Here is a 17,106-nt window from a genome sequence, read left to right as displayed (position 1 = left end):
TGTGCGCCTCCACCTATCGGTGAGGCGATACAGCTGTGTCGGGGGCGTCAGATTTGGGCGGGGATGGTGCCGTAGACGAAGTCGGGGTCGATCTGGTGGCTCAGGTCGGCGCCGGTGGCGCGGTTGGCCCAGGCCCTGGCGTTGCGAAGGTGGAACTCGGCGGTCTGGCGGCCGAACCTGGCCCAGTCCTTGGGCTGGGCGTCGAGGCGGTCCAGCATGGTGGCCAGGGCGGCCAGGTTGCCGGGTTCGAGGTCGGCGAGGGTGAAGGGGTGGCCCTGTTCCATCGCGCGCACCGCCGGCGAGTGGGTCATCGTGGTGAGCAGCGCGTCGCCGGTGTGGGCGCGCAGGAACGCCTCGTCGCCCGGGCTCTGGACCTTGTTGCCGATCACCGCGAGCGGGACGTCGAAGCCCGCCGCGTACTCCCGGTACTGCTCGTAGACGCCGATGCCCTGGCGGGTGGGCTCGGCCACCAGGAAGGTCAGGTCGAAGCGGGTGAACAGGCCCGAGGCGAAGGAGTCCGCGCCGGCGGTCATGTCCACCACGACGTACTCGCCCGGGCCGTCCACCAGGTGGTTGAGGTACATCTCCGCCGCGCCCACCTTGGAGTGGTAACAGGCCACCCCGAGGTCGTCCTCACTGAACGGGCCGGTGGCCATCAGGTGCAGCTCGCCATCCGCGACGGCGAAGTTCTCCAAGAAGAAGCGGTCGTCGATGGTGGGCTGCCGGGACCCCCGGCCTGGGGGCGTGGTCTTCACCATCGCCGCCGCAGAGGTGATCCGCGGATTGTCGCCCCGTAGATACTCCTTGATATCAGTCAGCCTTGCGCCCATCGGCGGCGGGATGGTCTCGATACCCAGCGCGAGCCCCAGATGCTGGTTGATGTCGGCGTCGATGGCCACCACCCGGCCCCGCCGCGCCGCGTACCGCGCGAACAGCGACGACATCGTCGTCTTCCCGCTCCCGCCCTTGCCGACAAACGCCACCCGCACGGTCGTCCTCCCCAACTGAACTTGAAAACGGTTTCCAATGTCGCCGCTCATCATAGTGCTCCATGGCGGCGCTGTGTCATAGCGATGCTGCGCATCGCGGCGAGTGCGTCGCAGGTTCCGGTATTTCCCATGACATAGCGACGCTTCGGGTCCCGGCGAGTGCGCTTAGAAGGTGAAGGCCAGGAGGTTGGCCGCCTCCTGGAGTCGGGGAGACCCGCCCGGTGAACGCGCTTAGAGGGTGAGGGCCCCACGGCAATCAGCCTTTGTGCGTCGAGGTGGTGGCCGACCGTCCTGGCGGAGCCGGGTCCGACTGAAGGTCATCCAGGGTGGGTGGGTGTCCCACGGCGACCAATCTTTCGCGTGCTGGACGGCTGCCGACCTCTCCCGCCGGACCCCGGGTTCGGACCCGAAGGGTTCAAGAGGGTGGTGGGAGTTCTACGACAATCAGTCTTTCGTGTGCCGGGACGGCAGTCGGCGGTCCCGCGCAGCGGGTTCTCGCGGGGCGGGCCGAGCATGCCACGGCCCTCCAGTTCGAGCATGTTCGGCAACCCCTACGGTGGCAGCCTGGCCGACGGCGGTACCCAGTTTGCGTGTGCCGGGACGGAAGCGGACGGTCCCGGCGGAGCCGGGTCTGCGACCGAAGGTCGAGAAGGGTGGGTGGGTGGGAGTCCCACGGTAACCAGCCTTTGTGTGTCGGGGTAGTGGCCGACCGTCCCGGTGGAGCCGGGTCTGACTGAGGGTCATCCCAGGTGGGTGGGAGTTCTACGACAATCAGTCTTTCGTGTGCCGGGACGGCAGTCGATGGTCCCGCGCAGCGGGTTCTCGCGGGGCGGGCCGAGCACGCCGCGGCCCTCCAGTTCGAGCATCCTCGGCAACCCCTACGGTGGCAGCCTGGCCGACGGCGGCACCCAGCCTGCGTGTGCCGGGACAGCAGTCGATGGTCCCGTGCAGCGGGTTCTCGCGGGGCGGGCCGAGCATGCCACGGCCCTCCAGTTCGAGCATGTTCGGCAACCCCTACGGTGGCAGCCTGGCCGACGGCGGCACCCAGCCTGCGTGTGCCGGGACGGAAGCGGACGGTCCCGGCGGAGCCGGGTCTGCGACCGAAGGTCGAGAAGGGTGGGTGGGAGTCCCACGGTAACCAGCCTTTAGTGCGCCGGAACGATAGCCGACCGTCTCGTCCGGTGCCTTCCCTCCTCCGTTCTGGTCGCTGTGCTCCCGGCGCTCCGTTAGTCCAGGCACCGGCGCGCACTCGCGGGGGCTTCGCAAGGAGAACCTCTTGTCCGTGGTCCGTGGTCCGTGGCCGGTGGCCGGTGGCCCGTGGCCCCTTGCCCGTTGACTTGTTGGCCCCTTGGTCCGTGTGGCTCGTGACTCCCTTCCAGTGACTCCTTCTCGTGGCCCCCTTGGTTCGGGTGGGTCTTTTGCCCGTGTGCGGGGAGTTGTGTGTGGGGGATCAGATCGTCGAAATTCGCCCAGTGGGGTCTGGATGTGAAACGGGGGAAATTCGTGAAAACGGGGGGCGGGAATGGGGGTGAAGGTGCGTTCGTGGATGAGAGTGGATGTTTATTCTTCCTGGTTCTTCGAGGTTTTGTGGTTGGGGGCGGGGGTAGGTTCGGGGCTGTCGAAATACGTCAGCCGATTGAGGTCGCCGACCTCGCCCCCGAATTGGCCGTCGTTGATTAGGGGGAATTGTGTACCGATTCTGCAACGTTCAGGCCGGTTGGGGGGTTAAGCGCCTCCTGCTTGGGCTCCTGTCCTTCCTGCTTGGTCTGTTTGGGCTCGGTCGCAGGGTTTCCCCTAAGCATGTGGAATGCTACGAAGACGTTGTGCCTGGTAAGGCTATGTCCGCTTCGAACGCTTCGGTAGCTTCGAACGCTAAGCCAGCTTCGAACGCTTCGAACGTTACGGCAGCTTCGAACGCTACGACAGGTTCTGAGGCTTCGGTGGTTTCGGAGCGGGAACCAGCGCTTTCAACGACATCAGAGCGACATCCACCGACCACTCCGGAAATCCCGGCCTATCGCGCGGTCATGCGGATTTTCGAGGGTTATTCATTTGGATGGGAATTGCCGTTCCGATGCCGTGCGCCGCCTCCCGAAAAAATCTCGCGAGTTATCTCGGTCTCAGGTTTAACAGCAATAACCCCGGGCATCAAAGCCCGTGAGAGCTTCCTGCTCAACAAATCCCCCCATAACGAAATGCGTTGTTTGTTGATAGGGGATTGTCCATGTCGGTAATGGCATTGGCCGATCGGTGTCGGCGCACCGTTTCGGCAGCCAGACAGGCCACGGTGGCGGCCGTGGCCCTCGCGCTGACCTTCTGCGCGGCCATCGTGCTGCCCGTGTTGGCGGCGCCCGACGCGTACGCGTGGCAACGCCCGGCGGCCGTCGCCAGCCCGGTGCGTCTCGCCGGCGAAGCCCGGTCTTCCGGCCAGGTGCTGGTGATGATGCCACGCAGAGCGACACCCCTGAGATCCTCCATCTGGTACGAGGGGGCCTTCAGCGGGGCACCTGACCACAGTTGCCATAACCCGGTCTCCACGCCCATCACACTCACGGACTTCAGCAAGCTCGAAACCTGGCACGGCCAGACCCAGGCCCCCGGTCAGGGATACGCGGCCATGGACCCCACGGTCACCCGTACCGAACTGTCCCGGCCACAACAGCGGACAACAGTCGCCCGGGCCGCCGCCGCGGCGCGGGTCCCCGGAGGCCGCGGCCCGCCCAGGTGAACAGCCGATCCACGAATCACTCACAAAGAAACGCCACAGCGCAGCACCACCGGCGGCAGCCGCCGGTGACGACGCCACCGGCGACAGCACCACAAGCAGCAACGCCACAGGCGGCGACACCGATAGGAACGCCGCACGCGGCAACACAGCGGCGACACCACTCGTTGGAACGCCGCAGCAGCAACACGCGGCGTCACCACTCGTTGGGACGCCGCAGGCGGTAACACAGGCGGCGACACCACTCGTGGAACGCCAGCAGGCGGCAACACAGCGGCAATAGCGCCACAAGCAGCGACGCCACAGGCGGCAACACCTATGGGAACGCCGCAGGCGGCACGACGATGGAACGCCGCAGGCGGCAACACAGCGGCGACAGCACCACAAGCAGCGACGCCACAGGCGGCGACACCGATAGGAACGCCGCACGCGGCAGCACAGCGGCGACACCACTCGTTGGAACGCCGCAGCAGCAACGCGGCGGCACCACTCGTGGAACGTCGCAGGCGGTAACAGCGGAGGCGGTGACGCCTCAGAGGGTCGATGCCGAGAGCCTCGCCGGGAGCGTTCCTAGGCGGGGTCCTTCGGCGGTTCGTACATGCGGAAGACGCGGATCAGGGTGGGGCGCAGGCGATCCCAGTCGTCGGCCATCGTGGTCCAGGTGAGCACGCTGGTGGTCGTACCGGTGGAGATGACCCGCCGGTACTGGTGGTAGTAGACGCCCTTCACCAGGTGGGTGTCCACCGAGGTCTTCTGCTGGAGCCAGGTGAATTCCCAGTCGGCCGCGGTGCCGTGTTTGGAGCTGACGGAGCGGAGCCGTAGTTTCTCGTAGTTCTTGACGTTGGGGTAGAGGATCGCCTCGGCCTCGTGTAACGCTCCCAGGGGATCGGTGCCGCTCTGGTTGGTGACCTCCACGTTCAGCTGGGCGCGCCCGTCCGGGTCCAGCCACCAGAGGGAGTACTCGGTCCGTTCCAGTCTCCACTTCCTGGGCACCGCCGCCCGCCAACCGGTCGGCGCCTCGTACCAGGCCAGCCGGAGCCGGGTCGCGTTGACCGGGCTCGGCGAGGGAGACGCCGAGGACAAGGACGCCGGCGCCGGAGTGGCCGTGACCTCCGCGCGGGCCTCGGTGACCGCGGGCTCCGGGCGGAACAGCGCCCACCCGCCCACCGCGCCGGCCAGCAGCACTGCAGCCGCGCCCACCGCGATCAGCCGGGCCCTGCCCCGGCGCGGCTTCACCTCGGGTGGCGGCGGGGGCGGCTCGAACTCGGCCAGCATGCGGTCGGCCGCGTCCGGGGCCAGCCGCCGTTTCGGGTCCCGCGCCAGCAGCCCCGTCAGCACCGGCCGGAGCGCCTCCGGCGCGGCGGACACGTCGGGTCCACTCGCCGGCTGCCCTGGCTTGCCGGCCGACCTGAGCGCCAACGGCGGCCGCCCGGTGACGGCCAGGTAGAGGCTGGCCCCCAGTGACCACAGGTCGGAGGCGTCCCTGGGGCCTTCGCCGCTCGTCCGTTCGGGCGCGAGGAAGGCCGCGGCGCTCCGGGTGGCGCTGGCGGCCTCGCCGTGCGCGGGGGAACGGTCCGGCGGGGTGAACGCCGCGTCGGCGGCCAGTGTGCTCACCCCGAAATCGGCCAGCAGCACCCGCCCGTCATGCCCGATCAGGATGTTGGCCGGCCGTACGTCGCCGTGCCGGACACCGGCGGCGTGCGCGACGGTGAGCGCGGCCAGGACCTGGCGGGCGATGACCGCGGCGCGTCCGGGGGCCAGCGGGCCGTCGCTGGCCACGATGCCGTCCAGCGACCGGGAGCGGCACAGCTCCATGACGATCCACGGCCGGCCGTCCTCCTCGGCCACGTCGTAGACGGCGGCGACGTTGGGGTGCCGGAGGCGTTCGGCCTGGCGGACCTCCCGAGCGACCCGCTGGGTCAGCGCCAGGCGGCGGTTCTCCCGCAGCCCGGTGGGGAGCAGCACCTCGCGAATGGCCACCGTGCGGTCCAGCAGGGTGTCGTGGCCTTCCCAGACGATGCCCGTGCTACCTTGACCAAGCGCCCGTACCAGCCGATATCGCTTGACGATCAGCTGACCCGGAGTTCCCATCACGCCTGCCTCTGCATGCTGGCAAATACCACTGGATGGGGAGTCTTCCATAACTAGAGGGGCGTACGGGACCAACTGGTCAGTCCGTCATTTAAACGAGAAACCCCTTCCACAGCCCGCCGCATAACCGCCAACCGGGCGGCTCACCGCCGCGGCTGTTCAGATCACGCCTTTCTCGTTCGTCAGCGTGACAGATCCGGCAACGAGCCGCTCACCACATGGGCCAGCGTGATCTCCGCGAGCACGCCGTCCTGGTGCTCACGCAGGGCCGACCAGACCTTTTCCAGGGGTTCCGAGGCGCCGGGGAAGGGTTCGTTCCGCTGCGGCACGCCCTCGATGACCAGGATGACGTCGGCCAGGGTGATCTCACCGGCGGGGCGGGCCAGCCAGTAGCCGCCGTCCGGGCCGCGCTGACTGTTGATCAGCCCGGCCCGGCGCAGCTGGAGCAGGATGTTGTCCAGGAACCGGCGGGGAATGCGCTGCGCGGCGGAGATGCGCTCCGCGGGGACCGGAGCGCCGGGCGCGGCCGCGAGTTCCACCGCCGCGCGCAGCGCGTACTGGGTGCGGGCCGACAGGCGCACCTGCTGTCATCCGATCCGCTGGTCCAGGCCCCACCGCTGGCGCAGGGCGCTGTCGGCCACCCCGAAGAGCACGTCCACCAGCACCCCGATGACCAGAATGACGATCATGGTGGCCAGCAGCCGGGCCGAGTCCGCCAGCTCCCGCGCGTAGTGCAGCTGCTCGCCCAGCGACGGCTGGTTGGCGATGATCACCAGGATCTCGCCCGCCATCAGGGACCGCCAGGCGAACGCCCAGCCCTGCTTGAGGCCCGCCAGGAACGACGGGAGCGAGGCAGGCAGGATCAGGTGCCGGTAGAGCGCCAGCCGCCGCAGGCCGAGCACGTGCCCGGCGCGCAGCAGGATGGGCGGCGTGTAGTCCACGCCCGAGATCAGGCCGTTCGCGATGGACGGCGCCGCGCCGATCACCACCACGAAGGTGATCGCGCTCTCGGTCAGCCCGAAGAGCAGGATGGCCAGCGGGAACCAGGCGATGGACGGCATCGTCTGCAGACCGGTGATCAGGGAGCCGAACGCGGCCCGCAGCAGCCGGACCCGGGAGACGGCCGCGCCGATCAGCACGCCGACCAGGATGGCCAGCGCGAAACCGCTCAGGCCGCGGCGCATCGTGGTCGCGATGGCGTGCCAGAACTCGGCGGTGCCCAGCCGGTTCCCCAGCTCCTGGAGGGAGGTGATCGGCCCGGCGAAGACGTACTCCGGCCAGAAGCCGGCCCGGACCACGCCCTCCCAGATGGCCAGGACGATCGCGACCGCGAGCAGCATCGGCCACAGGCGGCCCCAGAACAGCTGGAGCACGCCGCGCTTGCGTTCGGTCTGGATCTCCAGCGCGTCCAGACCGGCGATCTGCTCGTTCAGCCGGTTCGGCGCCTCAACGGCCATGGCGGCGCACCTCCTCCTTGAGGCGCTCGGTGATCCCGCCCGCCAGTTCTGCCACGTCCCGCGACTCGGTACGGCGGGGCCGGTCGAGTTTGACCGAATAGTCCTCGATGACCTTGCCGGGTCGGCTGGACAGCAGCACCACCCGGTCGCCGAGCCGGACCGCCTCGCGCACGTTGTGGGTGACGAAGAGCACGGCCAGGTTCCGCTCCCGCCAGATGCGCTCCAGCTCGTCGTGGAGCAGGTCGCGGGTCATCGCGTCCAGGGCGCCGAACGGCTCGTCCATCAGCAGCAGGTCGGCCTGCTGGGCGAGCGCGCGGGCCAGGGAAACCCGCTGGCGCATGCCGCCGGACAGCTCGTGCGGGCGCTTCCTGGCGAAGCCGCCCAGGTGCACCACGTCCAGTAATTCGGCCGCGCGGGCGCGGCGGGCCTTGCGGTCCAGGCCCTGGACGCGCAGGGCCAGCTCGACGTTGCCGGACACGGTCAGCCACGGGAACAGGGCGGGTTCCTGGAACATCATGGCGATCTTGCGACCGCCGGTTTCGATGGTGCCCGCGGTCGGGCGGTCCAGGCCAGCGACCAGGTTGAGCATGGTGCTCTTGCCGCAGCCGGACGCGCCCAGCAGACAGACGAACTCGCCCTGGGCGGCCTCCAGGGAGACCTGGTCGAGGGCGAGCAGGCTGCTCGGGCCCCGGCCGTACACCTTGGAGACGGCGTCCAGCCGGACGGCGGGCGTATCGCCCTCCGACCGGCCGGAACCGAGCTCCTGAGCAGGAGCTGTCACTTGTCGCTCACCGCCGTCTCTCCCTTGGCGGCCAGGACCTCGTTGAGCACGGTGAGGTCGTAGATGCCGTTCAGGTCCACCGGCTGGAGCAGGCCCACCTTGATCGCGTGGTCGGCGCTGCCGATCAGCGAGGAGGCGATCGGGTCGTTGGTGAAGGTGATGTTCTTGAACGCGCTGTCCAGCACCTCCGGCTTGAGCGGCTTGCCGGTCAGCGCCTCCAGCTGCTTGTTGACCGCCGCGGCCGCGCCCGTCGGGTCGCTCTTGATGTACGCGGTGGACTCGACGTGGCCCTCGATCAGCTTCTTGACCAGGTCCGGGTGCTCCTTGGCCCAGTCCTGCCGGACGATCAGGTGGGTGATCACGAACTGCTTGTTCGGCCAGAGGTCGCGCTCGTCGATCAGGACCTTGCCGCCGCTCTCCTGGATCAGGCGGCTGGCGAACGGCTCGGGCACCCAGGCGCCGTCGATGTCGCCGGTGGCGAAGGTCTGCAGGGTCAGGGAGTTCTCCTGGGGCACGATCGAGACCTCACCGCCGCCCTTGGTGTCGGTCTTGATGCCCTTCTCGTCCAGGTAGTAGCGGAGTGCGACGTCCTGGGTGTTGCCCAGCTGCGGGGTGGCGACCTTCTTGCCCTTCAGGTCCTCGATCGAGTTGATCTCCGGCTTGACCACCAGGTAGACGCCGCCGGACGCGGCGCCTGCGACGATCTTGATGGCTTGGCCCTTGGACTTCTCCCAGGCGTTGATGGCCGGGTTCGGGCCGATGTAGGTGGCGTCGATGGCTCCCGAGAAGACCGCCTCGATGGCGGCGGGACCCGCGTTGAAGGTGCTGGTCTTCAGTGTGACGTTGTCGCCGAGCGACTTGGCGAAGAATCCCTTCTCCACCCCCACCAGCGCGGTGGAGTGCGTGATGTTCGGGAAGAATCCCAGCCTGACCTCGCTCTTCTCCGTCGTCGCCCCGCCTGTCGCCGAACTGTCCCCGGCCGAGCCCCCGCCCCCGCCGCAGGCGGCCGCGAGCACGGTTACCCCCACCGCGGCCAACGCGGCAACGACTCCGCGAATCCTGCGAGCATCCATGCGCTTCTCCCTGATTCCTACTAAATAAGTCGGGTTATCAGGATTAAAGCCGATCCCCGCATTCCCGTCAAGTTGGGTGGGTAATCTGACTTTGTATTTGACTGACTACTGGGAGTGGTATTCTTGAGCCAAGATAACCGAACTGGTGAGCGAAGGGTGGAGTACGTGCACGTCACATATGACGATCGGGTGTACTCGTACAACCACGGGCCGTACACGATTGCCGACCTTGATCGGATGCCCCGGGACGCTCGTTATGAGCTCGTTAACGGGTGGCTCGTGATCCCCTCTCAGCCCGACGCTTGTCATGATCGTGTTGTTCGCGGGCTTCGGGTGTTGCTTGAGTCGGCCATCGGCGCCGCTGCGTGGACGTGTTCACGGTCGCTGGGATTCGTGGGCCCGACATCGGCGTCATCGACCGTGCGGGTGCCCTTGCGTCACTAAAGCGGGACGAGCGGGCGCACAAGGGAGCGGACGTGTGCCTGGTGGTCGAGGTCATCTCTCGTTACAGCGGTAGCGAGCGCACAGACCGTTACGAGAAGCTCGGCGAGTATGCCGCTACCGGTATTCCGCACTACTGGGTCGTCGACCTGGAGCCCGAGGTCAACATCACTCTCTACCAGCAAACTTCCCATTTCTGGACTTATCGGCGTGTCGACCGCGTCTTCGCCGGAACGACGTTGAAGGTGGACGCCCCCGTTCCGATCGAGTTCGATCCCGGTGACCTACTGGTGCTCGGCTGAGTTATTCGCATGCCGAGTCCAGCGAAACCGCATCGTTGGCCACTGACGTGGATGGACTTGCCTGTGAGCTGGCCTCATGCCTTGATGGCGTCGGGTTGTGGATGGCCGGGGGTTTTCCGTTGGTGAGGGTTTCCTCGACCCTGGTGCGGATGAAGGGCCAGTCGGGGTGGACGGTGTTGATCAGTGGGGGGACGAACTGGAGGCTGGTGATGTGGGAGAGGCGGACCTTTTCCGAGAGGTTGAGGAGGGCGGGGAGGAGGGATTGGGGGATGTCGGTGGAGACGTAGCGTTTGGTGGCGGAGGTGATGTGGTCGAAGCCGCCGAGGACGGTTAGCGGGTCGGCCTGTTTGGCTATGGCGTTGAGCAGGCATTTCTGGCGGCTCATGCGGACGTAGTCGTCGCTGTCGGTGCGGGAGCGGCCGAACCAGAGGGCTTCCGCGCCGGAGAGTTTGCGGGTGCCGGCCTTGACCAGGCCGTCCCGGTAGGTGCCGTAGACGATGTCCTCTTTGACGGTTACCGTGACGCCGCCGATGGCGTCGATGATCTGGGCGAAGCCCTTCATGTCGACCATCGCGTAGTAGTCGATGGGGAGGCCCAGGATGCCGCTTACCGTCGACCTCAGGACGGTGATGCCGCGCTTGCCGTCCGGAAGATCGGGGGCCATGTACGGGTTGTCCTCGGCCCACTGGTAGATCTCGTTGAGCAGGCCGGGGGAGGCCGCGCCGTCGCCGGTGAAACCGTCGGGGAAGGCGTCCCTGGCGGGGCCCGGGGGGAAGGGAACGTGTTCCAGGTTGCGGGGGAGCCCGAAGAGCACGGCCTTGCCGGTTCGGGTGTCGATGCTGGCGACGGTCACGCTGTCGGTGCGCGCGCCGGGGCGGTTCTTGGCGGCGTCGGTTCCCACCAGGAGGATGTTCAGGCGCTTCTTGGCCGTCAGGGGGTCGGCGCCCGCGCGGCCGTTGTAGAACGCGAGCGGGTCCGCGGTGAACACGCTGGTGACCAGGTCCTGGGAGAGGTAGGCGAGCCTGCTCGCGTACATCAGGGGGGTCGCCACCAGGGCGCAGAGTCCGCTGACCAGGGCGATGCCCCACCACCTGCGCGCTCCGTGCAACCTCGACGGCCGTACCGAGCGGTAGGACGAGACGATCACACCGGACCAGAGCACGGCCACCGCGAGTGTGCCGATGACCATTCCCACCAGCCAGCCGGGCCGTACCAGCAACGAGTACGCCAGCGACCGGAAACTGGTGATCATCGCGATCGCCGTGGCCAGCAGACCCACATAGACACCCGCGAGCACCAGCCCGGTCTTGGTCCGCCCCGCCCACAGATGCGCGATCCCCCAGAGCGCCGCCGACCCGAGGGTCAACCCCAAGGCCCGACCCAAGCTCCTGCTCTCCCGCATCCCCACTCCACGTTTCGCGTAGGCCCCTCTATGCCGTCCACCTGGCCAGATAAGAACACAGGCTACGCAGCCTTACGCCCTAATCAGCCCATGCCATCCCACGCATCACCCTGTCGATCTCTCATCTCCTTCAAGCCTCTGACCTCGCCACGCTCACTCAAGGGAGATCAATTCCAGCCATGCCCACCGCCTCCGGGGCAACATGGGCGGGTCAGATTCCCCGCGCACGGTGTCGTCCACGACGTCCACGGGCTCGCTACGACCGCGATCACTCGCAGCGCTTCCGGCGCGCTCCCCGCTGTCGGGCTCCGGAGTAATTGACACACAACTTGACTTTTTGTATGGTTCCTCTGTATATCTCAGTGACCTTGGGTGGCGAACTGGATTCGCAGGGGACCCGGGAACTTCTCTAGAGAACTTTGCGCAAGTAAGTGAAAACTTGCAAGGCTGGGACGCTATCGGGCGCTCCCGGCCTTGATTGCGTTCTGGACCGCGTTGAGGAGCGTGGCGGCTCTCAGGTCTGGTACGCCTTCTTGGATGTGGTTCATGACGTAGCCGAAGGCCAGGCCGGTCGCCGGGTCGGCGAAGCCGAGCGATCCGCCGTAACCGGGGAATCCGAAGGCGGTTGGGCTGTACCAGAAGGCGTCCGGCGTCGGGAGGCCGAAACCGGTGGCTATCCGGACGGGTATGCGCAGGATGCGGTCGACGCCACTGACCTGTTCGGCGGTCGCCGCCGCCAGGGTGTCGGGTGAGAGGATTCGGTGTCCGTCAACCTCACCGATGAGTGCGGCGTAGAAGCGGGCCAGTGCACGGGCGGTGCAGATGCCGTTGGTCGAGGGCATTTCGGCGAACTGCTCGTTGGGGTCGTCGTGGTTCAGCATCGGCGTGACGACGGTCATCGACCGCATGGTGAGTGACGTGGGGTCCGCGTAGGCTCGCATCACCTCGCGCGCGGGTTCGGGAAGGGCGTCCAGGTCGATCCCGGTCAGTGCGTTCAGGTCGATCGGTGGGGCGACGATCCGGCTGACCCGGTGCTGCTCGGTTTTCGGCAGGCCGATCCACAGGTCCAGGCCAAGTGGTGCGGCGATCTCTTCGGCGAGGAAGGTGCCGATGGTGCGGCCCGTCACCCGGCGGACGACTTCGCCCACCAGCCAGCCGTAGGTGTGCGCGTGGTAGCCGTGTTCGGTGCCCGGTTCCCAGAATGGGCGCTGGGCGGCCAGCGCGGTCACCATCGGGTCCCAGGCGATCGCCTCCGCCGGAGTGATCGGGTGGTCGATCGCAGGTAGTCCGGCCTGATGGGTGAGCAGCCAGCGGACCGGGATTCGGTCCTTTCCGTTCGCCGCGAACTCCGGCCAGTACTTGGCGACGGGGGTGTCCAGGTCCAGGTCGCCGCGCTGGGCCAGCAGGTGCGCGCAGGCGGCGGTGACGGCCTTGGTGGTGGAGAACACGACCTGCAGGGTGTCGCGCTCCCAGCGGCGGCCGGTGGCGGGGTCGGCGCTTCCGCCCCACAGGTCGACGATCTTCCGGCCGTGCAGGTAGGCGGCGACCGCGGCGCCCACTTCCTGTCCGCCGGCCAGATTGGCTGCGAACGCCTCACGTACTGCTTCGAATCCTGGTGCGGTTTCGCCGCTGATTTCGGGCATGCGTCATCGCCTTCCGTGGGGATGGTGTTTTGGGGAAGTGCTCGTGGCGGGAGGGGCTAGCGCCGCCAGTGGCTGATGAGCCAGGCGCAGATTTCCGGCTCGGTCATCTCGGGGAACTCTTCGGTGAGCGAGGCGAGCGCGCGCAGTGCTTCGTCGCGGTCCATGCCTCGCGCGGCTGCTTCCTTCAGGTACTCCTGGCGCGCGGCGGTAGGACGACCGCCGCCGGTGCCGCGGCCTGGGAGACCGCTGCGCCACTGGATGATTTCCGCCAGCCGATCAGGCCGCCAGCCTGGGGTTCCGTCGACCTCGACATCGGGTTCGGGAAACGGGTGGTCGGAATCGCTGGGATAGCGGGAACGCCACTTGTGCACCGCATGCCGACTCACGCCCAGCGCTTCGCCAATACCGAAAACGCCGAGGTAACGCTCGGTCATGGTGCACCAACTCTGTCTGTACGGCCTCCTCTGCGGATCTCTTTACTACCACGGCCAAGACGAAGCCCCGCATCGGCGTGCATCCAACCTCGTCTCGATCTGAGACAAAGTTAGACGAGGGCTGAAACGTCGTCAACAACGAAGACGAAGTTATCTGTGGCGTGCGGTGCGTCCGAGACTTCGGCCGGTGCTGCCGGTAAGGCTCGGGTGGGGGCTGAGGGCCAGCTGGGGGTGCCTGAGGGCCAGTTCGGGTGGTGGCTGAGGGCAGGCGCGGCCGGTGGGGATGCTTTCTTCTCATGTCTTGAGCTGATCTTGGGCTGGGGCGGCGGGAGCGGTGGGAACGGGGGAAACATGACACCGTCGGGGCTGCCGCCCTTCACCCGGGAGAGTGCGATCGAGAAGGTGCGTCAGGCTGAGGACGCCTGGAACACCCGGGATCCGGAGCGGGTGGCGCTCGGTTACTCCCCCGACAGTCGGTGGCGGAATCGGGCCGAGTTCATCAACGGTCGCGAGGAGATCATCGCCTTCCTGACCCGGAAGTGGAACCGGGAGCTGGACTACCGCCTCATCAAGGAACTGTGGTCCTTCCACGGCAACCGCATCGCGGTGCGTTTCGCCTACGAGTGCCATGACGACTCCGGCCAGTGGTACCGCTCCTACGGCAACGAGAACTGGGAGTTCAACGACGAGGGCCTGATGACCCACCGGCACGCCAGCATCAACGACCTCCCCATCAGAGAGGCCGACCGCAGATACCACTGGCCCCTCGGCCGCCGCCCCGACGACCACCCCAGCCTGACCTACTTCGGCTTCTGACCGCGCCTACGAACCTCGGTTCTGTACGGCTTCGCCGTCGCTTGGCGTGGAACTCCCACCCACCCACCCTCGTGACCCTCCGGGTCCGGGCCCGGCTCCGCCGGGGAGGTGGGCTTCGGTGGTGGTATGTGCGGACTTGCCCGCCATCAGCACGTGTCGTGGGTGGCGTCGAAGCTGTCGATGTCGTCCAAGGTTTTGGGGGGCTTCAGGCCTTCCCAGTCGGCGCCGACGATGAGGAGGAGGCGGGGGGTGGTGCCGGAGGCTACGCGGAATGTGGTGGTTTGTTTGAGTTCGCGGAAGAGGCGGGGGGCGCGGGATTCGCCGGCGGGGGTGTATTTGAGGACGGTCTTGGGGTAGTACTTGGGCGCTTGTTGGATCTTGGCGATGTGGTAGCCGCGTTGTTCCAGGTCGGCGGCGACTGTGGTGGCCAGGCTGGGGCGGCCGGAGCCGTTCTGGATGATGATGTGGATCTGGGATTTGGGGATTTTCTGCTCGCCGGTCTTGATGCTGGTGGAGACCTCGTCGGAGGCCACCATCTTGAAGAGGTTGTCGGCCTGGGGCTGGACCCATTCGACGCGGCCGGGGTTGGTCAGGGAGTAGCGCCAGGGGGCGGTGACGAACCTGATCTGGCCCGCGGTGATGCCTTTGGCGCTCATCGCCAGGTCTTTCATGACGCCGACGGAGAGTTCGGGGTCGGTGGTGATGGAACGGGTGACGGCGTCGAGGAAGTCGAAGAGCTGGGCGGGGTCGGTCAGCGTCTCGCCGCTCATCGCCTTCTTGGCCATCGAGGCGAGGAACATCTGCTGACGCTGGATTCGCCCGATGTCGGAGCCGTCGCCGAGGGAGTACCTGGCCCGTACGTAACCGAGGGACTGCTCGCCGGTCAGCAGATGACGCCCGGCGCTGAGCTTGAGCAGCGCCTTCCGGTCGAGGATGCCGGGTTCGGGAACGCAGACCGGCACGCCGCCGAGCGCGTTCACCATCTCCTTGAATCCGGTGAAGTCGACCTTCACGAAGTGGTCGATGTGGATGCCGGTCAGACCTTCGATGGTCTTCCAGGTGCAGCTGACGCCACCCGCGTTGAACGATTCATTGATCATGCCGACGTGCCGGTTCTGCCCGGGGAAGCCCCGGCGGGCCGGGCAGTTGGGTAAGTCGACCAGCGAGTCGCGCGGGAAGCTGATGAGCAGCGCGCCGTCCCGTTTGGGAGAGATGTGGGCGAGGATGATGGTGTCCGTACGCTCCCCGCCGAACTTCCCGTAACGGGCGTTGGCGCCATCCCGGGCGTCCGACCCCACCAGCAGCACGTTCACGGCCGAGTTGACGACTTTGACCGGGCGCGGCCCCAGGTCCTTCTGTGTCACCACCTCGTGCTTGACGTTGTTGGTCAGCGTCACATACCCCGTGACCAGGAAGGTGGCCGTCCCGGTCAGCACCCCGGTGAGGCCGGCGAGAAAGACCCATAACCAGGCCCGCCATTTGGGCACGACCCGGGTGGAAGGAGCGGCCGATCCATCGTCCCGCCCGGGCGAGGCGGGCGGGGACGTGTCCTCGGACAGGGCCGGGACCTCGCGGGTTGAGCGCACGTCAGCGGGACCCACGTGCTCACTCCTGGGGTGTCGGACCCAGGGTCGGAGCCCTGGTCGGTTGCAATTCGGCGCAAGTGTAGCGACTGATCCTGAACTCCAGATAAGAGGACAGGCCGCCACGTCGTTTGACGCGGATTTCCCCAGGAAAGTTGTGATACTTACTTGAGCGGCGGCGGACCCGTGCTCCCTCGCGGGTTCAGCCGTGCCGCCTGGTCCTCCAGCGCCTCGACCGGGCTCCCGTCGATGAGCGCGAGCAGCAACTGGGCCGCGTGCCCGCCGTACGCGGGAATGTCCCGGCTGAGCGCGGTGAGCGGCGGTCGGACCACCTGGGAGAGTGGCGAGTCGTCCCAGGCCACGATGGACAGGTCGCCGGGCACGGTGAGCCGCATCTCCTGGGCCACCGAGAGCCCGGCCACGGCCATGATGTCGTTGTCGTAGACGATCGCGGTCGGCCGCTGGGCGGAGCTGAGCAGGCGGCGGGTGGCGCGGGCGCCCTCCTCGCCGGTGTAGTCGGTGTGCACGGTGACGCAGGAGTCCAGACCGGCCCCGGCCTCGGCGAAGGCCCGGTCCCTGATCGCGGTGTGCACGAGCCTGGGCAGCCCGCCCACCCGGGCCAGCCGCCGGTGCCCGAGCGCGGCCAGGTACGCCACGGTCTCCTGGACGGCGGCCCGCTCGTCGGACCAGACCGACACCAGGGACCCGGACCCGGACGGGTCCCCGACCACCACCGCGGGCATGCCGAGCGCCTCCAGGGCGGGGATGCGCGGGTCGTTCATGTGCAGGTCGACGACGATGGCGCCGTCGATCCGGCCCTCCCCCCACCAGCGGTGGTAGACCGCTATCTCGGCGCCGTGGTCGCCGACGACCTGGAGCATGAGCGCGCAGGACCTGGCGGAGAGTTCCGCCTCGATGCCACTGATCAGCTCCATGAAGAAGGGTTCCATGCCGAGGATGCGGGCCGGTCGGCAGAGGGCCAGCCCGATCGCGTTGGCCCTTGCGCCGTTGAGCGCGCGGGCGGCGCTGTTGGGCCGCCAGCCGATCTCCTCGGCGATGGCCAGGATCCTGGCCCGGGTGCTCTCCGACACGCCGGGCTGGCCGTTCAGCGCGTACGAGACGGCGCCTTTGGACACGCCCGCCTGGCGGGCGATGTCAGCGATGGTCGGTCTTCTCACAGCCCACCTTGAACAGTCACTGAACCGGTCTAGTCCCTGCTCGGACCAGGTAACACTACTACGGGCACTTCCGCGAATGTCTCGGTGCCATCACACCTCATTCGAGACCTATTGACACCTCAGACATGCAGATTTTACGGTCACGGTACTTATCCGGTTCAGCCGCCCCTGTCGCGAGGGAGGGGCGGTTG

Annotated in this window: 14 protein-coding genes; 3 read left to right on the top strand and 11 right to left on the bottom strand. The window is 67.5% G+C overall.

Going from position 1 to position 17,106, the window contains the following annotated elements:
- Positions 1-47: 47 nt before the first annotated feature.
- Positions 48-989, bottom strand: a complete 942-nt coding sequence (locus KIP79_RS22925) for an ATP-binding protein (protein ID WP_214106954.1) — start codon at positions 987-989, stop codon at positions 48-50.
- A gap of 2,287 nt (positions 990-3,276) precedes the next feature.
- Between KIP79_RS22925 and KIP79_RS22920 the strand changes: the two genes are divergently transcribed.
- On the top strand, positions 3,277-3,717 hold the full coding sequence (locus KIP79_RS22920) for a hypothetical protein (RefSeq protein WP_214106953.1): 441 nt from the start codon (positions 3,277-3,279) through the stop codon (positions 3,715-3,717).
- Between the two features lie 567 nt (positions 3,718-4,284).
- Here the strand turns inward: KIP79_RS22920 and KIP79_RS22915 are convergent.
- From KIP79_RS22915 to KIP79_RS22895, 5 genes are all read right to left on the bottom strand, one after another.
- Entirely contained in the window at positions 4,285-5,805 is a 1,521-nt protein-coding gene (locus KIP79_RS22915) for a serine/threonine-protein kinase (protein ID WP_214106952.1), read from the bottom strand.
- 182 nt (positions 5,806-5,987) lie between these two features.
- Positions 5,988-6,386, bottom strand: a complete 399-nt coding sequence (locus KIP79_RS22910; RefSeq protein WP_214106951.1) for an RrF2 family transcriptional regulator — start codon at positions 6,384-6,386, stop codon at positions 5,988-5,990.
- A 6-nt stretch (positions 6,387-6,392) separates the two neighbouring features.
- Positions 6,393-7,262 (bottom strand): ABC transporter permease, encoded by an 870-nt coding sequence (locus KIP79_RS22905; protein WP_214106950.1) that lies wholly within the window; start codon positions 7,260-7,262, stop codon positions 6,393-6,395.
- Positions 7,252-8,043 (bottom strand): ABC transporter ATP-binding protein, encoded by a 792-nt coding sequence (locus KIP79_RS22900; protein ID WP_214106949.1) that lies wholly within the window; start codon positions 8,041-8,043, stop codon positions 7,252-7,254. Before KIP79_RS22900 ends, KIP79_RS22905 begins: the two co-directional genes overlap by 11 nt.
- A complete protein-coding gene (locus tag KIP79_RS22895) occupies positions 8,040-9,116 on the bottom strand; it encodes an ABC transporter substrate-binding protein (protein WP_214106948.1) in 1,077 nt (358 codons plus the stop codon). The genes KIP79_RS22900 and KIP79_RS22895 overlap by 4 nt, the downstream gene beginning before the upstream one ends.
- A 365-nt stretch (positions 9,117-9,481) precedes the next feature.
- On the opposite strand from KIP79_RS22895, the gene KIP79_RS22890 reads away from it, so the two are divergent.
- Positions 9,482-9,859 (top strand): Uma2 family endonuclease, encoded by a 378-nt coding sequence (locus tag KIP79_RS22890; protein WP_214106947.1) that lies wholly within the window; start codon positions 9,482-9,484, stop codon positions 9,857-9,859.
- A 1-nt stretch (position 9,860) separates the two neighbouring features.
- Here the strand turns inward: KIP79_RS22890 and KIP79_RS22885 are convergent, their stop codons facing one another.
- From KIP79_RS22885 to KIP79_RS22875, 3 genes are all read right to left on the bottom strand, one after another.
- Entirely contained in the window at positions 9,861-11,231 is a 1,371-nt protein-coding gene (locus tag KIP79_RS22885) for an LCP family protein (protein ID WP_214106946.1), read from the bottom strand.
- Positions 11,232-11,716: 485 nt separating this feature from the next.
- Positions 11,717-12,904 carry a serine hydrolase domain-containing protein gene (locus KIP79_RS22880; RefSeq protein WP_214106945.1) on the bottom strand — a complete coding sequence of 396 codons (1,188 nt, stop codon included), beginning with the start codon at positions 12,902-12,904 and terminating at the stop codon, positions 11,717-11,719.
- A 56-nt stretch (positions 12,905-12,960) separates the two neighbouring features.
- Positions 12,961-13,338: a hypothetical protein gene (locus KIP79_RS22875; RefSeq protein WP_214106944.1), complete on the bottom strand. Its 378-nt coding sequence runs from the start codon at positions 13,336-13,338 to the stop codon at positions 12,961-12,963.
- 351 nt (positions 13,339-13,689) lie between these two features.
- Here KIP79_RS22875 and KIP79_RS22870 point away from each other — a divergent pair, with 351 nt between their 5' ends.
- Entirely contained in the window at positions 13,690-14,154 is a 465-nt protein-coding gene (locus KIP79_RS22870; protein WP_214106943.1) for a nuclear transport factor 2 family protein, read from the top strand.
- Positions 14,155-14,300: 146 nt separating this feature from the next.
- Here KIP79_RS22870 and KIP79_RS22865 read toward each other — a convergent pair whose 3' ends face one another.
- Positions 14,301-15,755, bottom strand: coding sequence for an LCP family protein (locus KIP79_RS22865; RefSeq protein ID WP_308169843.1), 1,455 nt, complete (start codon positions 15,753-15,755; stop codon positions 14,301-14,303).
- A 146-nt stretch (positions 15,756-15,901) separates the two neighbouring features.
- Entirely contained in the window at positions 15,902-16,915 is a 1,014-nt protein-coding gene (locus KIP79_RS22860; RefSeq protein WP_214106942.1) for a LacI family DNA-binding transcriptional regulator, read from the bottom strand.
- Positions 16,916-17,106 lie beyond the last annotated feature (191 nt).

It is taken from the genome of Acrocarpospora catenulata, assembly GCF_018476525.1.
In the GTDB taxonomy this organism is placed as follows: domain Bacteria; phylum Actinomycetota; class Actinomycetes; order Streptosporangiales; family Streptosporangiaceae; genus Acrocarpospora; species Acrocarpospora catenulata.
Note: the sequence above shows the minus strand (reverse complement) of the source record. Positions and strands in the feature narration are given on the sequence as shown.

Coding starts and splice junctions, on each gene's coding strand:
- KIP79_RS22915 (WP_214106952.1), bottom strand. CDS start 5,805: ATGGGAACTCCGGGTCAGCTGATCGTCAAGCGATATCGGCTGGTACGG.
- KIP79_RS22905 (WP_214106950.1), bottom strand. CDS start 7,262: ATGGCCGTTGAGGCGCCGAACCGGCTGAACGAGCAGATCGCCGGTCTG.
- KIP79_RS22895 (WP_214106948.1), bottom strand. CDS start 9,116: ATGGATGCTCGCAGGATTCGCGGAGTCGTTGCCGCGTTGGCCGCGGTG.
- KIP79_RS22870 (WP_214106943.1), top strand. CDS start 13,690: ATGACACCGTCGGGGCTGCCGCCCTTCACCCGGGAGAGTGCGATCGAG.
- KIP79_RS22880 (WP_214106945.1), bottom strand. CDS start 12,904: ATGCCCGAAATCAGCGGCGAAACCGCACCAGGATTCGAAGCAGTACGT.
- KIP79_RS22875 (WP_214106944.1), bottom strand. CDS start 13,338: ATGACCGAGCGTTACCTCGGCGTTTTCGGTATTGGCGAAGCGCTGGGC.